This window comes from Bacteroides sp. CACC 737 (assembly GCF_013874375.1).
Taxonomy (GTDB): Bacteria; Bacteroidota; Bacteroidia; order Bacteroidales; family Bacteroidaceae; genus Bacteroides; species Bacteroides uniformis.
In genome coordinates, this window is sequence record NZ_CP059408.1 from 1,255,730 (window position 1) to 1,277,820 (window position 22,091).

General features: G+C 41.7%; 23 protein-coding genes. 8 read left to right on the top strand and 15 right to left on the bottom strand.

Going from position 1 to position 22,091, the window contains the following annotated elements:
- The first annotated feature begins 49 nt into the window (after positions 1-49).
- The gene (locus H1A11_RS05420; RefSeq protein WP_181757844.1) at positions 50-1,300 is read left to right on the top strand and encodes a DegT/DnrJ/EryC1/StrS aminotransferase family protein; all 1,251 of its coding nucleotides are present in this window, start codon (positions 50-52) and stop codon (positions 1,298-1,300) included.
- Between the two features lie 256 nt (positions 1,301-1,556).
- Here the strand turns inward: H1A11_RS05420 and H1A11_RS05425 are convergent, their stop codons facing one another.
- From H1A11_RS05425 to H1A11_RS05465, 9 genes are all read right to left on the bottom strand, one after another.
- Positions 1,557-1,790, bottom strand: a complete 234-nt coding sequence (locus tag H1A11_RS05425) for a hypothetical protein (RefSeq protein ID WP_181757845.1) — start codon at positions 1,788-1,790, stop codon at positions 1,557-1,559.
- 4 nt (positions 1,791-1,794) lie between these two features.
- The gene (locus tag H1A11_RS05430; protein ID WP_181757846.1) at positions 1,795-2,478 is read right to left on the bottom strand and encodes a recombinase family protein; all 684 of its coding nucleotides are present in this window, start codon (positions 2,476-2,478) and stop codon (positions 1,795-1,797) included.
- Between the two features lie 160 nt (positions 2,479-2,638).
- Positions 2,639-2,992, bottom strand: coding sequence for a hypothetical protein (locus H1A11_RS05435; RefSeq protein WP_117879167.1), 354 nt, complete (start codon positions 2,990-2,992; stop codon positions 2,639-2,641).
- Complete coding sequence (locus tag H1A11_RS05440) at positions 2,979-3,968, bottom strand: hypothetical protein (RefSeq protein WP_181757847.1); 990 nt, start codon at positions 3,966-3,968, stop codon at positions 2,979-2,981. The genes H1A11_RS05435 and H1A11_RS05440 overlap by 14 nt, the downstream gene beginning before the upstream one ends.
- Positions 3,937-5,544 carry a hypothetical protein gene (locus H1A11_RS05445; RefSeq protein ID WP_181757848.1) on the bottom strand — a complete coding sequence of 536 codons (1,608 nt, stop codon included), beginning with the start codon at positions 5,542-5,544 and terminating at the stop codon, positions 3,937-3,939. Before H1A11_RS05445 ends, H1A11_RS05440 begins: the two co-directional genes overlap by 32 nt.
- 104 nt (positions 5,545-5,648) lie before the next feature.
- Positions 5,649-5,930, bottom strand: a complete 282-nt coding sequence (locus H1A11_RS05450; RefSeq protein ID WP_136011463.1) for a hypothetical protein — start codon at positions 5,928-5,930, stop codon at positions 5,649-5,651.
- A gap of 278 nt (positions 5,931-6,208) precedes the next feature.
- Positions 6,209-7,246, bottom strand: coding sequence for a DUF3871 family protein (locus H1A11_RS05455; RefSeq protein WP_131225469.1), 1,038 nt, complete (start codon positions 7,244-7,246; stop codon positions 6,209-6,211).
- A gap of 186 nt (positions 7,247-7,432) precedes the next feature.
- Positions 7,433-7,597, bottom strand: coding sequence for a hypothetical protein (locus H1A11_RS05460; RefSeq protein ID WP_005824152.1), 165 nt, complete (start codon positions 7,595-7,597; stop codon positions 7,433-7,435).
- 551 nt (positions 7,598-8,148) lie between these two features.
- Positions 8,149-8,832 (bottom strand): FRG domain-containing protein, encoded by a 684-nt coding sequence (locus H1A11_RS05465; protein ID WP_181757849.1) that lies wholly within the window; start codon positions 8,830-8,832, stop codon positions 8,149-8,151.
- A 230-nt stretch (positions 8,833-9,062) separates the two neighbouring features.
- On the opposite strand from H1A11_RS05465, the gene H1A11_RS05470 reads away from it, so the two are divergent.
- Complete coding sequence (locus H1A11_RS05470) at positions 9,063-9,965, top strand: Rpn family recombination-promoting nuclease/putative transposase (protein ID WP_181757850.1); 903 nt, start codon at positions 9,063-9,065, stop codon at positions 9,963-9,965.
- 43 nt (positions 9,966-10,008) lie between these two features.
- Here H1A11_RS05470 and H1A11_RS05475 read toward each other — a convergent pair whose 3' ends face one another.
- Together H1A11_RS05475 and H1A11_RS05480 are read right to left on the bottom strand one after the other, a co-directional pair.
- Positions 10,009-11,577, bottom strand: a complete 1,569-nt coding sequence (locus H1A11_RS05475) for a hypothetical protein (protein ID WP_181757851.1) — start codon at positions 11,575-11,577, stop codon at positions 10,009-10,011.
- A gap of 254 nt (positions 11,578-11,831) precedes the next feature.
- Positions 11,832-13,187, bottom strand: coding sequence for a site-specific integrase (locus H1A11_RS05480; protein WP_181757852.1), 1,356 nt, complete (start codon positions 13,185-13,187; stop codon positions 11,832-11,834).
- Positions 13,188-13,768: 581 nt separating this feature from the next.
- Here H1A11_RS05480 and H1A11_RS05485 point away from each other — a divergent pair.
- Genes H1A11_RS05485 through H1A11_RS05505 form a run of 5 tightly spaced genes read left to right on the top strand, consistent with a single transcriptional unit; the run spans position 13,769 to position 18,212 of the window.
- Complete coding sequence (locus tag H1A11_RS05485; protein ID WP_181757853.1) at positions 13,769-14,764, top strand: flavin reductase; 996 nt, start codon at positions 13,769-13,771, stop codon at positions 14,762-14,764.
- An 11-nt stretch (positions 14,765-14,775) separates the two neighbouring features.
- The gene (locus H1A11_RS05490; protein WP_117599480.1) at positions 14,776-15,591 is read left to right on the top strand and encodes a carboxymuconolactone decarboxylase family protein; all 816 of its coding nucleotides are present in this window, start codon (positions 14,776-14,778) and stop codon (positions 15,589-15,591) included.
- A gap of 8 nt (positions 15,592-15,599) precedes the next feature.
- Positions 15,600-16,163 (top strand): sugar O-acetyltransferase, encoded by a 564-nt coding sequence (locus tag H1A11_RS05495; protein ID WP_181757854.1) that lies wholly within the window; start codon positions 15,600-15,602, stop codon positions 16,161-16,163.
- 16 nt (positions 16,164-16,179) lie between these two features.
- Complete coding sequence (locus H1A11_RS05500) at positions 16,180-17,046, top strand: DUF3737 family protein (protein ID WP_117964406.1); 867 nt, start codon at positions 16,180-16,182, stop codon at positions 17,044-17,046.
- The gene (locus H1A11_RS05505) at positions 17,043-18,212 is read left to right on the top strand and encodes a MalY/PatB family protein (protein WP_117599483.1); all 1,170 of its coding nucleotides are present in this window, start codon (positions 17,043-17,045) and stop codon (positions 18,210-18,212) included. Before H1A11_RS05500 ends, H1A11_RS05505 begins: the two co-directional genes overlap by 4 nt.
- Here H1A11_RS05505 and H1A11_RS05510 read toward each other — a convergent pair.
- Together H1A11_RS05510 and H1A11_RS05515 are read right to left on the bottom strand one after the other, a co-directional pair.
- Positions 18,189-18,608 carry a pyridoxamine 5'-phosphate oxidase family protein gene (locus tag H1A11_RS05510; RefSeq protein WP_117599484.1) on the bottom strand — a complete coding sequence of 140 codons (420 nt, stop codon included), beginning with the start codon at positions 18,606-18,608 and terminating at the stop codon, positions 18,189-18,191. The genes H1A11_RS05505 and H1A11_RS05510 overlap by 24 nt on opposite strands.
- Positions 18,609-18,701: 93 nt before the next feature.
- Positions 18,702-19,586, bottom strand: a complete 885-nt coding sequence (locus H1A11_RS05515) for an AraC family transcriptional regulator (RefSeq protein WP_181757855.1) — start codon at positions 19,584-19,586, stop codon at positions 18,702-18,704.
- A 153-nt stretch (positions 19,587-19,739) separates the two neighbouring features.
- Here H1A11_RS05515 and H1A11_RS05520 point away from each other — a divergent pair, with 153 nt between their 5' ends.
- Positions 19,740-20,957 (top strand): sugar MFS transporter, encoded by a 1,218-nt coding sequence (locus tag H1A11_RS05520; RefSeq protein ID WP_117599486.1) that lies wholly within the window; start codon positions 19,740-19,742, stop codon positions 20,955-20,957.
- On the opposite strand, the gene H1A11_RS05525 is transcribed toward H1A11_RS05520, so the two are convergent.
- A complete protein-coding gene (locus tag H1A11_RS05525; RefSeq protein WP_117599487.1) occupies positions 20,949-21,473 on the bottom strand; it encodes a chromate transporter in 525 nt (174 codons plus the stop codon). The two genes, H1A11_RS05520 and H1A11_RS05525, sit on opposite strands and share 9 nt — an antisense overlap.
- Positions 21,470-22,021: a chromate transporter gene (locus H1A11_RS05530; RefSeq protein ID WP_119961885.1), complete on the bottom strand. Its 552-nt coding sequence runs from the start codon at positions 22,019-22,021 to the stop codon at positions 21,470-21,472. Before H1A11_RS05530 ends, H1A11_RS05525 begins: the two co-directional genes overlap by 4 nt.
- Between the last annotated feature and the right edge of the window lie 70 nt (positions 22,022-22,091).

The window sequence follows — 22,091 nt, forward strand, 5'->3', positions numbered from 1 at the left end:
CTATGTGAGGAATCCGGAGTCTGATCATTAAATAATCACATATATATTTATGGATAAAACTATTTATCTCTGCCTTGCCCATATGAGCGAGGAGGGTATTGAACAGAAATATGTAAAAGAAGCCTTCGATACGAACTGGGTGGTTCCTCTCGGTCCTAACGTGAATGCTTTTGAAGAGGATTTGAAACGTTTTGTAGGCGAAGGCAAGGAAGTGGTGGCACTTTCGGCCGGTACGGCGGCAGTACATTTGGCTCTGTTGGCTTGCGGAGTGGGACAGGGTGACGAAGTGATTGTACAAAGCTTCACATTCTGTGCGTCTTCGCATCCGGTCACTTATCTGGGGGCTGTTCCGGTATTTGTGGATTCTGAGAAAGAAACTTGGAACATGTCTCCGGAACTGTTGGAAGAAGCCATCAAGGACCGCATTGCCAAGACTGGCAAAAAGCCAAAAGCTATTGTTCCTGTGGCATTGTACGGCATGCCCTATGACTGTACACGTATCATGGAGATAGCCGATAGGTATGCTATTCCGGTGGTGGAAGATGCTGCCGAAGGTTTTGGCTCCCGTTTTAAGGGACAGGTACTGGGGACATTCGGCAAGTTCGGGGTGCTGAGCTTTAACGGTAACAAGATGATTACTACCAGTGGTGGTGGTGCGTTGATTTGTAAAGATACCGAAAGCAAGAATCAAATCATGTGGTATGCCACGCAGGCTCGTGAGGCTTATCCTTATTACCAGCACGAGGCGATAGGGTATAACTATCGCATGAGCAATATATGTGCAGGTATTGGTCGTGGTCAAATGACCGTTGCCGATAAGCATATTGCACATCACCGGCATGTGCAGGCTCTCTATAAGGAACTGCTTAAGGATGTGGAGGGGGTATTGCTGCATGAAGCTCCTTCGGCTGATTATGACTCTAATTTCTGGCTTTGTACAATCACTCTGGATTCTTCACTTCGCATCAAAGGGCAGGAAAATGCTTATAAGGATGTTGTCAAGACTGCCGTAGGTGGTGCTGCAGGTGTGATTCATGCCGTAGATTGTGCTACAACAGATTGCCAGCCCAACGAGAATGTGGAGGCTTTGCGTGCTTTTATGCTTGGCAAAAAAATAGAGGCACGCCCGGTTTGGAAACCGATGCACAAGCAGCCGGTCTATAAGGATGCTCCGGCTTATATCAATGGGGTATCCGAAGCTATTTTTAAAATCGGTATGTGTCTTCCTGCCGGGCCGTGGGTGATTGATGAAGATGTATATTATATTGTAGAGTGCATAAAAGAGGCCATAGTAAGATAACGGGTGATAATGTTACACATCTCAATGATAGAGAAATGTAGCCTTTGAGGCTGTCATGGGCACTATAAAATATTTTATAGTGCCTACAAAAACGTTATTCTTTAAGCATTTGTACCTTATTTGCACACTTTTTTATTCCACCTTGTCTTTCAGTTATGTATTACATTCCACTTACGTTCCATACTCTTGTCTTCGACTAACCCGAAGAAAGAAAAAAAGAAACCAAGCATTACCCCGGTTTCTCTTCCTGATTTGGCTATAACAGATTGGGATCTGTCTCTTCCCCGTTCTGATAGCAATGGATGTCCAGATTTTCTGTAACCATCCATTGGCAACTATTAAGTCTGAATCCGTATTTCCCCTCGATGATTGAGAGAAAATCCTCAAAGTCCTCATAGTTCTCCGATTCTCTCAGTTCTTCGTCCGTCAGCCTTATGATATTCAGGCAGCCGACAAAAAAGTCTAGAATCAATACATACTTAGGTTCCATAATTTCAATCCTCTTTTAAGTTATACCTTTTCAATAATATACTCACCTGCGAAGCTCTGAACTCTTTACCCATAGCTGTAACAAAACCTTCACTGTTCAGGATTCTAGCCATTTCAGACAAACTCCTGTCTTCTTTTACCAGATTTTTCAACAATGCTATAGCCCTCTTGTTATTAGGATTGTCAAGAGCTTTCTGATGATTGGTCTTATTACTGTTCTCTACTGCTTGCTCCAGTTTATTCAATAAATTTTCAGATTTCCCCAGTTTATATCCCCTTGCTTTCTTGGCTTTCAGGGATTGTTTGGTCCTTTGGCTGATCAATCCGGCTTCATATTCTGCTATACTGCTGATGATATGAAGTACAAGTTTGTTAGCCTCCGGAAAATCACAGAATACTATCTCCACATCACTCTCCAACAGTTTGCTGGTGAAGGCCACATTTCTGCTCAGCCTATCCAGTTTTGCAACAATCAGGACAGAATTTGTTTTTCTGCATAATTCCAAAGCTTCAGTAAGTTTGGGTCTGTCAGATTTACGGCCGCTTTCCGTTTCAATATATTCAGCAATCGTTTTTTTATCCTTCAGGTAATTCTGTATTATTTCTCTCTGTGCCTCTACACCTAATCCTGATACTTCCTGTTTCACTGTGGATTGTCGCAGGTAGGCAACATAATTTTTCTGTTTCATAATTAACACTTATTTAACGCTCTTCCCGGTTACTAAACGAGCGTTCAATAACCTTTAAGCTGATTTATAAAAAAGGCTTTCCATGAGATTTCGAGTTCTTATAAAATCTACTCCCTCACAGAAAGCCCGTTGTCACATTTCCCGATTTTTCAGAGAACCGCTAATACCTTATAATATTATATGTTTCAGCAATCCTCTTTTCATAATCATCGGTTTTCTCCACAAGTCCATCCACCTCGGAAACAAGCATGTCAAAGTAGATGTCTTCCCTCTTATCCCTGATTTCTCCATCCTCACCAATCAGACAGACTTCAAACAGGTCCGCACCTTCATTCAAGACTATCTGAACTTTTCCGGTGTGCTTGAATCCGTTGACCTTGAATTCAATACCACACTTTATCACTTTCACCGTCTCAATCTCAACTCCCCAGGACATAAGAACGGGGAGATTGGATTTCAAGATTGACCAGATATACCTGGCCAGTTCCAAATCGTAGCTCTTATCTCTTTCCATAATCCAAAGTTTTTAAGTCCATACTTTTTTCTTCATATATATCTTCTTCATCATCATACCAGAACATCCGGTAATCCTCACATATCCTTCGATAATCCTCCAGCCCGAAATGAGGAAAATTGGTGGAATACATGTCATGAAGGTCTTCAGGAGTTAATGTCGGGTCATGGTTCAGCATATCGTAAACCTCGTCCTCAAACTCATAGGGGCTGAAATATGAATCATCCTGAACATGGGGATAGACACCGGTACAGTCCTCTATGATATGCCCTATAAACATCAGGCATTTCAGCAGGTCTTTCTTCATTGTTATCTCCTCGTCAGAATGGGCATTGTAGTAACCGCATGAGACATTTATGCAGGAGACCCCAAGTCCGTTTTCTTTCAATGCCAGAACATCGGTCATCAAGCCGCCTTCTTCCTTATAGTTCCATTTCTCAGGTTCTATCGCTTCAATGAACTCGTCTGAGCACAACCCGGAATAACCTATGTTTGTAATCAGATCCGAATCACCCTTTCTGTCAGGCTGGATAACGAACCTTACATCATCAAAGAAAGACATCACCGCTTCAGAACTTCCCCTGCATCCGGTCTCCTCCTCTCTAAAAAAGGCCATTTTAACAGCATCATACTTCTTCAGGCATTCAAGGCAGATGAACACTCCGTTCTTGTCATCGGCTCCCAAATTCTCAAACCTCCTGTTCTTAGGCGAATAACCGAATATGATTTCCCTGGTCTCCACCGCCTTGAAATCCTTTGAATGCTTGCAGTGTGAAACCTGGTCGATATGGCTCACCAGGCAGGGATAAGTTTCAGCTTTACCCTTGACTACATACAGGTTCCCGAATTTATCCTTTGATACGGATATGTTTCCGGGGAGTTGTTTTATATAGGAACAGAGGAACTTCACCATCTTCTGCTCCTTTCCGCTCGGGCTGTAGATACTATACAGCTTCTTCAATAATTGTATATTCATGATTCATCTCTTTTTTTAGTTTATAACCGTATGGAAGGTTGGTGCTCGGATTTACCTTGTCAAATACATCCTCATCAAACTCCCATGCTTCCTCATTTCTCAATAGCCTGCATAATGTATCCGTATTGATGCTTTTATCCTCATAGAAGCATTCCTCTTCGTTCCAGATATGGATATAGGTTATATCGGTGTAATCCTCATACCATTCATCATCATATTCTGAATAATTCCAGTTCTTCCGTTTGAACTCATCCTCCGCTTTCTCCATACACTCCTTGCAGCAATAGTATTTCTCCGTCACTTCCGAACACATGGCGTCATCTTCCAGAATACCCGTCCCGCACTCATCACAGCAGACACAATCGTTCTCATGATGATATTCCCCTTTCGATTCTATCCATACAAAATCATCCAGGTTCTCTGAATCCACCCAGATCTCCCTTCCGTTCCGATAGCAACAAATTGTTGCTGAACAATAGTATTGGTGGTAATCGTCCCACTCTCCATCATCTTCATCATCATCCCCGTAAAGATTAAGGTCTGTTGTATCAAGGTTGTATGAGGTCCCGGAGTTCTCGTAGTTATAGGCCTTGTTCCAGCTGTAACTGTACCATTTGAAGGAATCCTGATAGGAAAGCGTGTCTTCCAATTCGAGATTACAGTCTATCTCAAACTTTTTATCGGATAATGAACTGCCGTCAATGTCCACGAATGCGTTCGCCTCATGACAGGACGCGCCCACAATCTTATAACCGTCTATATAATCCTCTTGAATGAGCTTGTCAATCAGTAACCGTTTCAGTACATCATCACCATCTGAAGAATACTGTCTTTCAAGCAGCCTCCATTTCTTGCCGTCCTGGTCTGTAACATCGGTAAAAAGAATGGCTCTCGCTACAATCAGACCCGTCTTGTCTGTTATGTATGCAGCCTTGGCTTTTACCGAATCATGATAGAACGAAGTCCTGTTCTCATCCACCATGCATGAACCGAAACTCCCTTTACAATAGTTACTGTCATAGATTCTCCCAAAATCATTGTTGACATGAAGTTCCATATCAGGTGATTTCCCATGAGTATAAGTACACCATTGCTGGGTGAAAACATCTCCTGCAATCCAGTTTACTACACAGGGAGAAATAAGTTTCCCTATCCCTGTTTCAAGTATAAGCTCCCTCATGAACTTTCCGGCCCTCATCTTGAAAACCCGGTTACGTTCAATGTTGACATAGCGGACTGAACTTTTATCCAGATCCTCACACAGGCCTTTGGCTTCGTCAGTCCTATATTTGGAAGAGTAGTATGTCCTGCCTATCAGTTCCACTTCATAAGGCAGCTTTTCATCATCCTCTCCTGATTTCAAAACGGCTTCAACCACTTTCTTCTGCAGGTCAGCCATATCATATATATGTAGCAGGGTATAATCACCATGTTCCTTGCAATACTTTAGTAGTACAGGATTTTTCAGGTGGGCCAGCAATATCCTGTTTTTTCTTACCACTGTACCATTCTCTCTCTTTTCAAGTCCGAAACGGGCCTTGAATTCTTCATAACCATAAAAATTATAGAATAACATAATCTTCTGAATTTTAAATTGTCGGTAAATAAAAAAGGAGGGATACTTCCTTTTAATCGGAAATATCCCTCCCCGGAATATTAGTTCGGTATGTCTCAACCGTTTCAGATAAATGGTATCGTCTCGTCCTCCAGAACTCCTGATTCCACTATCTTCTTACATATCTCATGGGAAGCCCTGTTCCTCAGGTCATATCCGTAACCTTCACTTCCCATAATCTTAATCACTTCAACCATACTTCTGAATAAGGTCTGTTGCAGGGTCCTGTGGAATGTGGTAACTGCAATAGCGAACCTTTTCTCATTCCACCCATAGTCGTTCAGGGCATGTTCAAGTTCTTTTGCAGCCTTGAACTCCCTGCTGTTTTCCAATTCGTATCTTTCCATAATATTCATTATTGTTTATATATTATTCCTATTGCAATGATTTAGAATAAGCACCTTTCCTACATTCATCTATACGTGACTGACATTCCTCCGTTACTTCCTTTAGAATCTCGGCACATCTTTTATCAGAACAGCCTTGCAGCAATCTGTCTATGTATGTCATAATATCATTCACTTCCATATCATATATCTGTCAAAGGGTTCAACAAAAAAGGGAGAAAGAACCGGTTTGCCATATTTTAGTTCTTTCTCCCTTGTGAGTTAATTTATTTTCAGGTCTAACTCAAAAACCATCCGTAATTCTCAGTATCTTCACCGTTTAAAGCTCTCTGGATACCTACAGAAAAATCAGTGCAGTTCTGATTTCTCTCCAGGAACTTGTCTATGTAGGATTGCTTTGCGGCATCATTGAGTAGCTGCATCAAATCCCAACAAGTAATATTCTCTCTGCCACGTAACCCGAAATTAGGGTTTTCTATATAGCCTTTCGTAGCCGCATTGACATTGGAATCACCCAGAATTACCTTCGGCAGTTCTCTGAGTTGTGAAGCAGGCAAGGCTTGATACAATCTGAGCCTGCCTATTATCTGACAGAACTGTTCTTGTGAAATCTTGGTTCTTCCCAGGTTTTCAAGAAGTCTCAAATTTTGCTCCGGTTTGAAATCTTGAAATAGTCTGAGTGCTGAACTATAAATATCTGCATCACTCATTACTTCCAGTCGTCCGGTCAAGCCATCGTTGGTCAGCATCAGATTTGAACACACACGAACCCTCCACCCGATAAAGATCTTGAATTTCTCGGGTGATTTTCGGGCGTATAAGTTTTCCTCGTTCAGGCTTCTTACACCTCCAATACATAAATGTACTTCCTCGCCGTTCATCATTCTGCTCATGGAACGGATATGAAAACAGAAAGCCATACGTTGATAATAGATGGTCTCGTCCTCCGGTCTAAGCTCTTCTTTCCTTTTTGTCAATGCTCCCGGAACCCTGCCTAAAATCTTATGTGAAACTCTGATTTCCGTGTTTCCAAAGTTTTCTCCGGTAAAATACATTCTTGCAGCATCTTCTACCTGGTGGATAAATTTCTGGTGGCTGATTGTTAGCTGGTTGTCTCCGAAGCTGGGTACAATACAGTTCCTTTCAAGTTCTTCAAGTGTTATTCCCGAAGTGTTGCTCTCAATAAAATTAGGATGCTCTTTCTGTTCTTCTTCAGATACGATTATAGCATCTTCGACACCAATTGCATCCATCATTCTTGTTACCATTCCGATTGTTCTTGGAATGATAGTAAGTTCATTAGTCATTGTTTCCATACTCTTGTTATTTTTTAGTCGGTTAATAAAATGCGGTGAAAAACAAAAAGCCAAGAGGTGTTATTTCTTTGCTTTTATAAATATTCCTCTTAGCTTCTTTATCCCTTTGAGTATTGAAGTTGCTACCTCCAATACCGTTATTATCACGTCCGCTTTCTTGTCATAATCCATTCATCAGACGTTCTATCAGTTTTCAGTCGCAGCATCAACGGCCTTGACTTCACCCGTGGCAATCTTCTTTTTTCCGAATTTGCCACAATACTTTTCTGCAAGCTCGATTACTACGGAACCTGCCACGATAATCTCGGCCACATAAGCTGCGACCTTCAATCCTTTAATTAAATTTCCCATGTCTCTTAGTTGTTTTAAATTGTTAGTTATTATGTTTCTATTCTCTATTTCTCTTATATACTTTTCTCATATATAAGGCTTTGAAGGGAAATCAAGGAAGGGAAGAAGAAAAAAATAGACCAATCTTTCGACTGGTTGTGATAGTTGAACCGTTGTAAATAGCTCCTCGCATTTACTTGGCCTATCATGCGGCATACATTCTTTCGTGGGGAACTTTATGTCTTGTCCACATACTGGAATTGCTACGCATCATCGAATCTCCATCTTATCCATCGTCTGAAAATAAGAGTGACCCGGTAATTGTTTTTATCATTAATGCTTGAAGCTGACGCACCTTATCTTAATGGTGCTGAATTATACTCCAAGCCATTTTCTCATATATAAGGATTTGAAGGGATTGGAGAGGGAAGATTATAAAAAATACAGCTTTGTCTTCATGTGAATATTGAGAATATATTATATAAAATAACTTTTAGCAAAAAGATGCTTGGGGGTGAACTTTAGTTAAAACTATTTCAAGAGAGTAATAGGCTTGTATTAGCAAAATAGCTCTATTTTATAGCATATGAATATCTTAAATTATAGATATCAACAATATCTTTACACAAACTATCCAAAGAAGGCATTATAAATGACCTTGTGATTCCTATTTTTTTAAGTTTGCGCAATATCTCTCTCTTATTATGTGCGCGGATTATATATTTGGCAAAAATGTATCCGAAATCTTCTTTCCATGGTTCTGGATAAAGTACAAATAAACCGTTTTGATTTTTATATCTAACATCTGTCATATTAGGAACTAATAAAGTTATTGCGGGAAATGAAAGTATGTCATCTTTATCTTCATTGAAAACCCTCATTGAGAATGGATAACTATGATAAACAACTCCATCTTTATCAAAATTTGAACAACATGCAAAATATAATGCAATCAAGGGATTATAAGTCCAATCAAGAAGTCTCGTTGGAAGTCCATAGTGCTGTGCAAGAAACAAAAATTCTTTATCATTCTTCGGACGCGTATCTGTAAACATTGAATATTTTCTTTTAAAATCTACAAATATCTCCCTCTCATATTGTTTCAGTACATCCTCTTGCCCTTCATTAAACCTTCGACCTATTGAGGGAATTAATTTATATTCAGAAGATGACTGTCCTCTGAAGAAATCTATTTCAGGGACTCCATATTGAACAGACATAAAATCTTCCAAAGTTTGTATAATTAATTTTTTCATCAATGGTATTATTATGTATTTAGTTATAAGATAGCTTATATTCACTGCAAATATACTCATTTTGTAAGAAGTGACACATAAGGATACTTCAAAACGCTATAAAATACTTCCTGCTATTTAAAGTAATTGGAAATGAAAGTTCAAAGATTTATATGAGGCTCTCCCCTTATGCAATTTGGTACTCTGAATCTTTTTGTTTACCTTTGTAGTAACCAATATATTAGACAATTATGAATAGCAACAATAAGAATCAGATAATCCGTTTTGACTGGGCTATGAAACGCCTGCTCAGAAACAAGGCCAATTTCAGTGTCCTTGAAGGTCTGCTCACTACTTTATTGGGTGAGAAAATCATTATTCAGCGACTCCTGGAAAGTGAAAGCAATCAGGAGGATGAGTATGACAAGTATAACCGTGTCGATATGCTTGCCGAGAACTCCAAGGGTGAACTGGTGCTGATAGAGGTGCAGAACAATAATGAATACGCCTACTTCCAGCGTATGTTGTTCGGCACTTCGAAGCTGGTGACTGAATATATCAATAGGGGAGAAAGCTATGACAAGGTTCGTAAGGTATATAGCGTTAATATCGTCTATTTCTCTCTGGGACATGGTACGGACTATGTGTATCATGGAAAGACGGAGTTCAGAGGCATCCACACCAACGATCTTCTTGAACTCACTCCATTCCAGAAGCAGACATTCAAGGTGGATACGGTAAGTCAGCTATATCCTGAATATTATATCCTGAAAGTAAACGGTTTCAATCAGGTAGCCAAAAGTCCCCTGGAAGAATGGATCTACTACCTGAATACCGGAGAGATACCTTCCAGTGCTACAGCTCCCGGTCTTGAAGAGGCCCGTGAGAGATTGAAACTGGATAGTATGACCAAGGATGAGCTTGCTGCCTATTACCGTCATCTGGATAATATTGTAATCCTTCGTGATAACATCAATACTGAACGTGAGGAGGGCAGGGCGGAAGGTCTTGAAGAAGGATTAAATAAGGGAAGAGAAGAAGGAGAGAAACAAAAAGCTATAGAAGTAGCCCGTTATTTAAAATCATCCGGCACTTCAATAGAGTTGATTATCGGAGCAACCGGATTGACCAAAGAAGAGATTGAAGAACTATAATAGCGAGAGGGGGGATCCTACTCCCCCTTAGTTAATTGGGCAGTTATAAATCTTTCCTTGAGGCAGTTGTTTTTTGTTTCTTACGTTCCTCTCTCATTTTTTCATATTTTTTTCGTTGTTCTTCTCTTTTATGTGTACATGAGCTATTAATTTCTTTTGATGTTATTATTGCGTTTAAAATAGGGTCATGCGTCCACAATTTTTTAGCAGCGTTTACAAGCTTGGTATTGCCTTCTGTATATTTTGTAGAACAACTAAATTGAAAAATTTTAATAATCTCATCCCGAAATTTAGAAAAATCCCTATTAAAATAGTTCTTATTAAAATATTTACTTTTCCATAAGACTAAAGCAAATCCTACCACATTCAGTGAATTGTCGGACGCTTTCAATTTAGAGACAGTCTCTTTTATTATTAGTGGCAAATGAACATTTGTAAATGTTTCAAGTTCCTCATTAGTAACTTCCTTATTGAAGAAAACAGACATAGCTTTACTTACTTCTGATACATTCAATAGGAAAGCAAATGGAATATCTCTGCCACGACCTGTTATCCTCCGGTATTCGTCATATCTTTTTTGAACATATTGACCCAAACCTTGTTCTTTTAGCTGAGCAAGTATATGTTTGTATTCATCCATGTTTAAAAAGTCACTATTTATCATTTCAAAAAAACATTCCCAATTTTTATTGTTCAGCCAATAGTAATAAAAAAAGCATATTTCTATATTACTATTATTATCAATATCTATCCTTGCAAATATATTCAGTTGTCTTTCCATTAACACTTTGTTCAGCCATTGGTTGTAATGATCCTTAAACGAATTTGTAATCCAGACAAAGAACACCCAAACAATTCTACGTAGAGATAAAGGGAAAAATGAATTTAGATCCATTCTATCGGTAATGTGATATTTTACATATTCTTTCCACTGTAATTTACTTCCTTGAAATTCCATATCTATGTATTTTTGAATTCTATCATCATATTTATTTATAAACCATTCATAGAAATGAAGATCAGATTTCGATTCTTCATATTTATTAGCCATTAATTTTTTTTCTTTTTGGAAAAATAATTCAGGGAATAAACTCTCAAAAATTTTTTCTATTGAAATTATATCTATAAAGACATATATAACATAGATTATAAAAGCATAAAAATCTTCATCAGATGATTTGAATGTATTTTTCGGAAATTTGGTATAATTATCTGTCAATTTGGTGAATTCGGCTTGAATGACTGCCTTTGGCAAGATATTTTTCAAGTCATTTGGTAATGAATCAAGAAAACATGAAAAACGCCATGTTAATTCTTCATCTTTACTTGGCTCAAAATGGTCATAAGTATATACTTCCGCAAAAGTTCCTAAAAGGTCTCTGACAACTTCTCTTTTTAATGCAGGTTTAATAAATGTCTCTTTTAATTCTGGTGCAAGAAACAGTTCCGTTATCTCATTGCAACGTTGTAAGAAGGATATAAGTTCATCTCTAGTATAAACTTTGTTTTCTATGGTATATTCATTCCAATGTAAATCGTAATCTTCAATATTTATGTAAGGATAACCTAATATATCTTTAACGATTTGCTCAATAACTTCTTGTTTCTCCATTTTTATATTAAATTATTATTGGTTAAAAGTCTTTTAATAACGCCCTAATATTCTGGTAACTATTCAGCGAATATAAAAAAGCGAAATACTGAAAGGCTGCTACAAAAACATAACAAACGGATTTCGCCCCTAAAGCAGACAATTTAGAAAAAATATTGCCACACTTAACTCATAAACTACTGCAAATCAGCAACAATAAATTACTGAATACTAACCATCCCCGATTACTGCTTTAAATATATAAAAAAATTATATTACGCTATACTTTTTACATACTCAAAAAGCTGTTTTAGCTGTGCCGAGTTCATTTTTTCCATACTTTCTATGATTCCCGACTTATATTGATGCGTGTTCCATTTCTCCATTTGCATTTTCTGTGTCTCGTCAGCAACTTCAATGTAAGGTTTCATAGTGGCATAATCCGAATGACCTGTTGCTGACATTACGACACTGGCAGGAATACCAAGAGCCAACGAACAACATACAAAAGTTCTTCTTGCATCATGGCAGCTGATCTGTTCCCAAAACTTATAGGTATCCTCATGTCTGGTATTACCCTTGAAATAAACCTGGGATATTTCACGATCCAGCCCGGCAAGTTTGGCTGCTTCTTTCAGGTAGTCATTTAATTTCTGATTGCTTGGCACTGGAAAAATTGTATCACCTTTATACCATGAATATTTTTCAATGATCTGTTGGGCGTGTTCATTCAGAGCGATATGCAGTTTGTCATCGGTCTTTTCAGTACAGAAATCCAGACACCCATCCACCAAGTTAACTGGTTTGAGTGCGGCCAGGTCTGAATATCGTAAAGAAGTGAAGGCCATGAAGCAGAACATATCCCTTGCTTTTGACAGGTATTCTTTCTCCTTGGGAAATTCAAAATGGAAGAAGTGCATCAATTCCTTATATTTTAGAAAGGTTACGGTTCGAGGTATTACTTTCAGCCTGAGTTTAAATTCCAGTACGCCGGAATTTATTGTATATCCGTGCCTTGAAACCCACCGGAGAAACGATTTCAATATTCTGATTTGTTTCTGTATGGTACGGTTACAATAATCATTCTTTATATACCATCCGACAAGTTCCTGAACTTTTGCCTGATCTAGAGTTTCAAGTGTGATATTGGGGTCACAACTGCTTAACTGAGTCCACATCTGGTCATATTTCTCATGAATCTTATTCCCCCAATTACCTTCTTGTGGTCGAAGCAGTAAGAACTCGGAAAATATATCCTTCAACGTTTTCACCTTCTTGTCTTCATCCACCGTTTCTTGTTTTACCCTACCCAATTTCTCATTCACCAGCTCTTTCAGGTCAGTTGTCGTTGGTATTTTGGAATGAAGGTCATATTTGGCAAACACTTCCTCGATACAAACCAGAAAACTACGGATTGCATTGTTAATCTCACGGGCATAGACAATCTTTCCACCAATTTTATGGGTCGTATTACTTTTTACCAGTTGTTTGCCACTATCCCATTTTAGAGGATCGATAGTATAACCGACGGAAAAACCGACCTCATTCTTCTTGCTGTTCCATCTTACCCGGATCATTACCTGCCCGTTCTTCATTACATAGGCTCTTGTACTAAAATTTGTCTTTTTCATACGTTTTACTTAATTTTACCGCGAATCTAAAGAGAAGATTTTAAAGGAAAAATAGGCTGACATTACATGAATATACATGATAGTACAAACTACTTTCCCTTGTTCTATCCACCTAATTTCAAGAGCGAAGATACGAAGACTAATCAGGGGGAGTAACACCCTTTAACTACTCCCCCGATTTACGAGAGTATATAATATTGGTTGAAGTTATAAAGTTGATGAGATTTTATTATAATGTTGATTACTAATATTTTGTGGCTTCTTTAAAAATCAGACAATATCATTCAGAGACTCCCGTACGCACCGCGAAAGAAAATATCAAATTAAAGCAAAGCTCTGAAATTCAAGGATTTCAGAGCTTTTTTTCTGTATCGGCAAGAATAACGATTAAAAAATCATGCATGGGATTATTCGTGGGATTTCTGCCAGTCTTACTATACTCATCTGATGAACTTGAACTTTCTTGCGGTATAATCGGGAATTCGGGTACAAATATCCGTAAATCATATACACCTTCGCTTGTGCTATCGCGGTACCTTTGTCATCAGAAGTTTAACAAGAAAAATAGAGTAATATAGCGTATGGCAAAAATAATTTTAGGAGTTCTGTCACTGCTTGTCATAATGTCGTGCAGTATCCCAGTGAAGGAGAACACCGTTCAACCCAATATAATGGAAACGAACAAGAAAAATCTCGGAAATCTGTTGGCTCTCTATCCCAAGCCGATGACGGTTGTCGGGGCGGAGGTTGAAGGGAAAGTAAACTGGCTAGTGGTAGGCCATACGGGTGTTATTGGACATGACCGGATACTCATCAGCATGAGTAAAAGCCATTACACTAATCAAGGGATAAAGGCCTCAAAACGACTTTCCGTCAATCTAGTGAGTCGTGAAATATTGCCGAAAGCTGACTATGTGGGAAGTGTAAGCGGTTCGACGGTCGATAAGTCGGAGGTGTTTGCCTACCATATTGGCGAAAACGGTACCCCTGTTATAGACGCATCACCCCTCACCATGGAGTGTGAGGTGGTAGACATCTATGAAACTGAAGGTTTCGACAATTTCATTTGTGCGATAGTCAATACATACGCTGCTCCTGAAGTGCTTGATAATAACGGGAAACTTGACTATACGAAGCTGAAACCCGTATTGTTTGAATTTCCGACCTATTCCTACCTTGCCACGGGAGAGATTATCGGCAAATGCCTGAATCTGGATAAGCAGCCGGGTATGTGCGCTAAAGAGCCGATGAGTGCTGACGGTATCGTGCGGTTGTCGAAAATCGAAGTTTATCCGCAGTATCTCGACGAATATATGAAATACGCAACCGAAGTAGGCGAAATCTCTCTGCGCATCGAATCGGGCGTGCTGACTATGTATGCGGTCGGCGAGAAGGAGAATCCCTGCAAGGTGACTATTCTCGAAACCTATGCGAGCCGTGCGGCTTATGAAAAACATATTGCATCAGAACACTTTCAGAAATACAAGCAAGGAACGTTGCACATGGTCAAATCATTGGTCTTGTCTGACCAGACGCCACTTAATCCGGCTAACAAGCTCAATAACTTCATGCAATAAATAAAACGACTATGAACAAGATTTTTTTAATTTCAGTATTCAGCATTTTAACACTCAATATTATGGCACAAGAAAAGATAGTACAGACAGCAGGACGTACCCAGTTGGGTGAGTTTGCTCCTAAATTTGCGGAACTAAACGACGATGTCCTCTTTGGCGAGGTCTGGAGCCGCACCGACAAACTCGGTCTGCGTGACCGTAGTTTGGTAACTATAACTTCTCTTATCAGTCAAGGAATCACGGATAATTCGCTCGTGTTCCACCTTCAGTCGGCAAAAAAGAACGGCATCACCCGTACGGAGATTGCTGAAATCATCACCCATATCGGTTTCTATGCCGGTTGGCCCAAAGCGTGGGCAGCGTTTAATCTGGCCAAAGGCGTATGGGCAGAGGACACTGCCGGTGAAGATACCAAAGCCGCGTTCCAGCGTGAAATGATTTTCCCCATTGGAGAACCGAACACAGCATACGCACAGTACTTCATAGGTAACAGCTATCTTGCTCCCGTTTCACGTGAGCAGGTTTCCGTCTCTAACGTCACTTTCGAGCCTCGTTGCCGCAATAACTGGCACATACACCGTGCTACTAAAGGCGGTGGACAGATGCTTATCGGTGTTGCCGGTCGTGGGTGGTATCAAGAAGAGGGCAAGCCGGCAGTAGAGATTCTACCCGGTACGGTTATCCATATCCCTGCAAATGTGAAGCATTGGCACGGTGCTGCTTCTGATGGTTGGTTTGCCCATCTTGCTTTCGAAGTTCCCGGTGAGGATACTTCTAATGAATGGCTAGAACCGGTGACGGATGAAGAATACGATAAACTTAAATAGGAGAAACTATGACTACGAACGAATTCAAAGAATATGTAAAGACGCGTCAAGCGCTTAATACGGAGGAGATACACCGTTTTATGGACGAAATGAGCAGTGAAGCCAGGCGTATCACTTTCCGGCTGAACACCGCATACTATACGCCGGACGAAGTACGTGAGTTGCTATCCGAATTGTTCGGTTATCAAGTTCCGTCATCGTTCCGAGTATTTCCGCCGTTTTATGCCGATTTCGGGAAGAATATAACAGTGGGCGAAGGCGTATTTATTAATGCCTGCTGTCATTTTCAAGACCATGGTGGTGTGATAATCGGCGACGGATGCCAAATTGGGTATAATGTAGTCTTTGCAACGCTCAATCATGGTTTGCCTCCGGCTGAACGCCAAACTACCTATCCGGCACCAATTGTACTGGGCAAGAATGTCTGGGTAGGTTCTAATGCAACAATTCTTCAAGGAGTGACAATTGGTGACAATGCTGTGGTGGGAGCTGGAGCGGTCGTGACGAAAGATGTGGAAGCAAATACAATAGTAGGTGGTGTCCCCGCAAAATTGATAAAGAGAATAGAATAATAAAATTGAAAACAAGGTGAAAATAATATCAAATACAGCATTTGGCGGAGAAAGACCTTTGTTCGAATCGCATGACTTACGTTTGGAGAATGTAGTTATCCGTGCTGGAGAATCAGCCATCAAGGAATGCAGCAACATCGAAGCTGTTGATTGTCGGTTCGAAGGAAATTATCCCTTCTGGCATGTTCACGGATTTGTTATCGACCGTTGTTTTTTCGATGTCGGCGGGCGTTCGGCACTGTGGTATTCCGACCATCTGAAAATGACTGATACGCGTATCGATGCACCCAAAATGTTTCGCGAGATGCACGACATCGAAATAGAGAATGTAGAGATAAACGATGCCGATGAGGTGTTCTGGCGTTGTAAAAAACTGAATATCAAAAATCTGAAACTGCATGGAGGAACTTATCCGTTCATGTTCAGCAGCGACATCCGCATAGACGGATTGGAAAGCGACAGCAAGTACGTTTTCCAGTATGTGAAGAATGTGGAGTTGCGCAATGCCAAAATCACTACGAAGGATGCCTTCTGGGAGGTGGAGAATGTGACAATCTACGATTCTGAACTCAGCGGCGAATATCTCGGCTGGCATTCGCACAATCTCCGGTTGGTGAATTGCCATATAACCGGTGAGCAACCGCTCTGCTATGCCCACGACCTCGTACTGGAGAATTGCACCTTTGGTCCCGACTGCGACCGGGCTTTTGAATATAGTTCGGTGCAGGCAACCATCAAAGGAACAATAGGCGGGGTGAAGAATCCACGGACAGGCTGTATCACTGCCGAAAGCTATGGGGAAATCATTCTCGACGAAAATATAAAGGCGCCTGCCGATTGTGAGTTGAGGCTTTGGGATGGTAACTGGATTTATAAATTATGAAATACGATTTCGATACAATCATCTCGCGTCGCGGGACGAATTCTTATAAATGGGATATTCCCGAAGAGGAGAATGTACTGCCCATGTGGGTGGCGGATATGGATTTTCGTACAGCACCCGCTATTATCGATGCCTTACAAAAGCGGGTGGCGCACGGTATTTTCGGTTATACAAAAGTACCCGAAGCCTATTATGATGCGGTTGTCCGGTGGTTCGATGACCGGCATCGCTGGCAGGTTGATTCCCGGTGGATTATCTATACGAGTGGTCTCGTGCCGGCTCTGTCAGCCATTATCAAAGCCTTGGCCATGCCGGGTGATAAAGTCATCGTTCAGACTCCTGCCTATAATTGTTTCTATTCATCTATCCGTAATGACGGATGCGAGTTGTTTGCCAATAATCTCATTTATCAGGATGGCCGCTACGTAATCGACTTTGCCGATCTTGAAAGGAAAGCTTCCGATCCGAAAGCAAAAATCCTGCTGCTGTGCAATCCTCACAATCCGGTCGGACGGGTCTGGACTCCGGAAGAACTGCAGCATATAGGTGATATTTGTTTACGGAATGAGGTGTTTGTCGTGGCGGATGAGATTCATTGTGAACTGACTTACGAAGGATATGACTACACACCCTTTGCCTCCTTGTCTGAACGCTTTTTGCAAAATTCCGTTACTTGCGTTTCGCCGAGCAAGGCGTTCAACCTTGCCGGGTTGCAAATCGCCAATATCATCGCAGCCGATGAAGAGGTGCGCCGCCGTATTGACAGAGCCATCAATATCAACGAGGTATGCGACGTCAATCCGTTCGGCGTAATCGCCACAATGGCAGCTTATAACGAAGGTGGGGAATGGCTCGATGCCTTGCGGAAATATCTGCGGGGGAATTACGAATACCTCTGCCGCTTTTTCAAGGAACGGTTACCACAATATCCCGTGTTGCCACTCGAAGGAACTTATTTGGTTTGGATAGACTGCAGTGCCTCTGGTATCAACTCAGATGCTGTCGCCTTGCGTTTGCAAGAACAACAGCACTTGATGGTCAATTCCGGTACGATGTACGGTCCCGGTGGAGAGGGCTTTATCCGGCTGAATATCGCTTGCCCCCGGGCTCTGCTTGCTGATGGACTGGAACGGATGGCCCGTTTATTCTATCGTGAAGTCTTCTGATTTAAATCCGCTGTAATACCTACCGGCGAAGGCGGTGAACTTCAGGACACAATAATCGGGATCAGTCACTCCTTCGGGGTAGTACATAGTGTCGCCTTCCTGCCATATCATTTCCTTACTGGTGCTGTCCGTCAGTATCTCCATCGTGCCGCGCAGCATTACGCCCTTGAAGAAGCGTGTGTTGCAGACGTAAAGGCATGCCCGGTTATTTTTGAGAAATTGCGAAACGCGCATCGACGAGGTGTTCGTTGATAGGTAAATGTGTTTGATCCCTTCCCTTTTGCGGGTTTGCAACATGGCCTTGATGTTGGGAAAGCCTTCGGCATCCATCGAACCGACAAAGATGGTTTTTTCCTTGTCAATCATGTTTCCTACTGTTTTTTCTGCATTTCTCATTGTTTGTTTTTTTATGGGTTATTGTTTCAAGGGCAAAGATAGCCGGTAAGTGGAACTTTTGTACAATAAAAAAGAAGGAGGATATGTCACTTTTCACGGTTTCTCCATTTTCCGGTAGGCGAGGGGAGTATACCCTATACATTGTCGGAAACTACGTACAAAGTAGGAGACGGTTGAGAAATGAAGTTCAGAGGCTATTTCTGAAATGGGGAGGTCGGTGTAGGTGAGCAGACGCTGGGCTTCGTCTGTAATCTTGTTGAGTATGTACTGCTTGGCATTGATGTTTATGGCCGAAGAGAGGATTTCGTTCAGATAGTTGGGAGTGATGCATAGTTTATCGGCATAGAATTGTACAGAATGCTGCTCCCGGAAGTGCTCCCCAACCAATTCGAAGAATCGGCTGAGGTGGAAGCTGCTGATATCTTTATGTGGCTCCTTACCCGTCTCCGGAGGGATAGAGGTGCGGTAGGCACGGTTGAGTAGCATGAAGACTTCGTAAAGTAAGGCGCGTAATATGCCCGTATCGTGTGGGTGGAAAGAGTCGATTTCGACCTTTATGTCGTGCAGAAGTTGGAGTATCCGTGCATAGAGCCCGTTCGGCAGTTGGAGTTTGTCTGCCGTTTTTCCCATTCGGAAGAACGGGAGGTGCTGCACGAATAGTGGGTCTTTGAAGAAAGAGGTCAAAAAGGTATCCTCAAAAATTAGAGCATGACCGTTGCCGATACGGTCTGTGTCCCAACTGCGCACCTCACCTGGTTTGGAGAAGAATACATCACCGGGAGCTGCCAAGTGTGTCCGGTTACCGATAGTGAATTCTCCTTCTCCTTCTGTGATGAAGGTGATGTCATAGTAGGTCAGAATATGTACTTTTCCCTGGGTCAAGAATTTCCGGGTATACTGCAAATCAACGACATCTATCAGAAGTTCGCTTCCGTACTTAGTTTTGTAGAAATTGTATCGTGGGATGGCATTTTTCATGGCTTAACATTGTATGATGGCAGTAAAGTTAGAGAAAAAGCTGCTCCGTACAATAGCGAATAGGAAAATGTTGGGTAAAGACCGGGAGTTTTGTTTATCTTTGCACCCGCAATTATCAATCGCCTTGCAACGATTGTCTGGAATTATCATATTATGAAACAGAAACGAATACCATTGGTGGGCAGACAATACCTTGTGCCCTTCATTTTGATTACCTCTCTTTTCTTTTTGTGGGGATTTGCCCATGCCATTCTGAATGTACTGAACAAGCACTTTCAAGAGATACTGGATATCACGAAGACACATTCGGCCTTTATACAGATGACGATGTATATGGGATACTTCATTATGGCCATTCCTGCAGGACTTTTCATCAGTCGCTTCGGATACCGCCGGGGTGTGGTATTCGGTCTGTTGCTCTACGGCATCGGTTCGCTGCTCTTTATCCCCGGGCAGCATTATCTGTCTTTTAATCTTTTCTTGTTTGCATTGTTCGTGATAGGCTGCGGACTGACATTTCTTGAAACTGCCGCCAATCCTTATGCCACAGAATTGGGCGCAAAGGAAACTGCTGCCAGCCGACTGAATTTCGCACAATCCTTCAATGGTCTGGGATGTATCTGTGCGCCGGTACTGGCTGGACTGCTACTCTTCTCGAAGGATGGGCAGACGGGCTCGGGTAATGTCGCATTGCCCTATATCTGCATGGGGGTAATTGTGTTGCTGGTAGCGCTGGTCTTTTCAAGAATCAAGTTGCCCGAGATTGAACATAGTGTGGAGGTGGACGAAGCTGGTAATAAGGTCGGATTGTGGTCACACCGGCTTTTCATTTTCGGGCTGATAGCCTTGTTTGCCTATGAGGTCGGCGAGATTTCCATCAACAGCTTCTTCATCAATTACGTGGTGGAGCAGAATTGGATGAATGCCCGCGAAGCTTCCGTAGTGCTTTCTTTCGGTGGACTGGGATTATTTATGTTGGGACGTTTTGCCGGTAGCTGGATTATGGGACGTGTGCGTGCCGAGAAAATGTTGCTGGTGTGTGCTACGGGGACAGTAGTGACTACTTCGTTGGTACTGCTGGATGTAGGGATGATATCGCTTGCAGCTCTGTTGTGCGGATATGCGTTTGAGGCTATTATGTTTCCCACGATTTTTGCCCTTTCCTTGCGCGGGCTGGGCAACCATACCAAGAGGGCTTCCTCTTTCCTGATGATGTCTCCCGTGGGAGGCGTGGTAGGTCCGCTGTTGATGGGACTGGTGGCAGACCATACGACGATGGTGTGGGCGTTCATTGTACCGCTGGTTGCCTATTGCGTGGTATGGGCATATGCTCGCAAGATGGTGTCCGTCTCTACCGCTTCCTCAATATAGAAGGAATCCTGCGATTCCGGCAAGGATTATCAGTAAGATAGGGTGAAGGTGCCACTTCCACGTCACGCCGAAAGCGGCTGCAAAGATAAGTATGCTTTTGTAATCTATGAAATTTTCCTTGTTCATCAGCAATAGGGCAGCAGCAGCTATCAATGATACGGACATGGGCAGTAGTCCAGACATTGCCGCCTTGATGTATTTGTTGTCTTTGCATTTCACGAAGAAGTAAGAGATGAGCAATACCAGGATGAACGAGGGAAGGCATACTGCAACGGTGGCCACGACAGCTCCCCACACGCTTTGAGTAACTGCATAGCCCACATAGGTGGCACTGTTGATGCCTATCGGACCGGGCGTCATCTGCGAGATGGCCACCACGTCCGTGAATTGTTGCAGGGTGAGCCAGTGATGGTGGTCCACCACCTCGTATTGGATGAGGGACAACATGGCGTAACCGCCTCCGAAACCGAACATTCCGATTTTCAGATATACCAATATCAGCTGCCAATAAATCATATCTGTATTTTTCTCAGTTTATCTTTTAACCATAATGTATAGAGCATTCCTCCTGCAATTCCTGCAAGGACAATGTATACGGGGGATAGCCCGAATTGCCAGATGAGTATGGTGGCGATGGCTGGAAGCACCAGTTGCCAATACTTCAGCTTCAGCGCCCGTGCAGCCGAAATGCAGGGTATCACAATCAGTGCGACTACTGCCGGACGGATGCCATTAAAGATGCGTATCATTACCTGGTTGTCCTGAAAATGAGCGAAGGACATGGCTATCAGCATCATGATGACAAAAGAGGGGAGGATTGTGGCAAGTGCACACACCAGGCTGCCTTTTACTTTATGCAGCTTGTAGCCGACGAATATGGATATATTGACAGCAAAAACACCGGGAAGTGACTGGGTCAGTGCAAATATTTCCATGAAATCTTCTTTACTCATCCATCTCTTTTTTACGATTTCCCGTTCAATGAGAGGTATCATAGCGTATCCACCACCGATAGTGAACATTCCTATCTTGGCAAAGGTCATAAAAAGCAGTAAATATTTCATTATTTCTCTTCGGGTGACGTTCTTTTGCAAAGAAACCCAAATTAATCAACATATACAAATTAGGGGTATA

What these genes read in the sequence shown, in the direction of transcription:
- H1A11_RS05485 (WP_181757853.1), top strand. Translation starts at nt 13,769, where the DNA reads ATGGCAAAAATAATTTTAGGAGTTCTGTCACTGCTTGTCATAATGTCG.
- H1A11_RS05440 (WP_181757847.1), bottom strand. Translation starts at nt 3,968, where the DNA reads ATGAATATACAATTATTGAAGAAGCTGTATAGTATCTACAGCCCGAGC.
- H1A11_RS05525 (WP_117599487.1), bottom strand. Translation starts at nt 21,473, where the DNA reads ATGATTTATTGGCAGCTGATATTGGTATATCTGAAAATCGGAATGTTC.
- H1A11_RS05510 (WP_117599484.1), bottom strand. Translation starts at nt 18,608, where the DNA reads ATGAGAAATGCAGAAAAAACAGTAGGAAACATGATTGACAAGGAAAAA.
- H1A11_RS05490 (WP_117599480.1), top strand. Translation starts at nt 14,776, where the DNA reads ATGAACAAGATTTTTTTAATTTCAGTATTCAGCATTTTAACACTCAAT.
- H1A11_RS05505 (WP_117599483.1), top strand. Translation starts at nt 17,043, where the DNA reads ATGAAATACGATTTCGATACAATCATCTCGCGTCGCGGGACGAATTCT.
- H1A11_RS05520 (WP_117599486.1), top strand. Translation starts at nt 19,740, where the DNA reads ATGAAACAGAAACGAATACCATTGGTGGGCAGACAATACCTTGTGCCC.
- H1A11_RS05450 (WP_136011463.1), bottom strand. Translation starts at nt 5,930, where the DNA reads ATGGAAAGATACGAATTGGAAAACAGCAGGGAGTTCAAGGCTGCAAAA.
- H1A11_RS05420 (WP_181757844.1), top strand. Translation starts at nt 50, where the DNA reads ATGGATAAAACTATTTATCTCTGCCTTGCCCATATGAGCGAGGAGGGT.
- H1A11_RS05480 (WP_181757852.1), bottom strand. Translation starts at nt 13,187, where the DNA reads ATGAAAAAGACAAATTTTAGTACAAGAGCCTATGTAATGAAGAACGGG.
- H1A11_RS05470 (WP_181757850.1), top strand. Translation starts at nt 9,063, where the DNA reads ATGAATAGCAACAATAAGAATCAGATAATCCGTTTTGACTGGGCTATG.
- H1A11_RS05430 (WP_181757846.1), bottom strand. Translation starts at nt 2,478, where the DNA reads ATGAAACAGAAAAATTATGTTGCCTACCTGCGACAATCCACAGTGAAA.
- H1A11_RS05530 (WP_119961885.1), bottom strand. Translation starts at nt 22,021, where the DNA reads ATGAAATATTTACTGCTTTTTATGACCTTTGCCAAGATAGGAATGTTC.
- H1A11_RS05445 (WP_181757848.1), bottom strand. Translation starts at nt 5,544, where the DNA reads ATGTTATTCTATAATTTTTATGGTTATGAAGAATTCAAGGCCCGTTTC.
- H1A11_RS05465 (WP_181757849.1), bottom strand. Translation starts at nt 8,832, where the DNA reads ATGAAAAAATTAATTATACAAACTTTGGAAGATTTTATGTCTGTTCAA.
- H1A11_RS05435 (WP_117879167.1), bottom strand. Translation starts at nt 2,992, where the DNA reads ATGGAAAGAGATAAGAGCTACGATTTGGAACTGGCCAGGTATATCTGG.
- H1A11_RS05460 (WP_005824152.1), bottom strand. Translation starts at nt 7,597, where the DNA reads ATGGGAAATTTAATTAAAGGATTGAAGGTCGCAGCTTATGTGGCCGAG.
- H1A11_RS05515 (WP_181757855.1), bottom strand. Translation starts at nt 19,586, where the DNA reads ATGAAAAATGCCATCCCACGATACAATTTCTACAAAACTAAGTACGGA.
- H1A11_RS05455 (WP_131225469.1), bottom strand. Translation starts at nt 7,246, where the DNA reads ATGGAAACAATGACTAATGAACTTACTATCATTCCAAGAACAATCGGA.
- H1A11_RS05495 (WP_181757854.1), top strand. Translation starts at nt 15,600, where the DNA reads ATGACTACGAACGAATTCAAAGAATATGTAAAGACGCGTCAAGCGCTT.
- H1A11_RS05475 (WP_181757851.1), bottom strand. Translation starts at nt 11,577, where the DNA reads ATGGAGAAACAAGAAGTTATTGAGCAAATCGTTAAAGATATATTAGGT.
- H1A11_RS05425 (WP_181757845.1), bottom strand. Translation starts at nt 1,790, where the DNA reads ATGGAACCTAAGTATGTATTGATTCTAGACTTTTTTGTCGGCTGCCTG.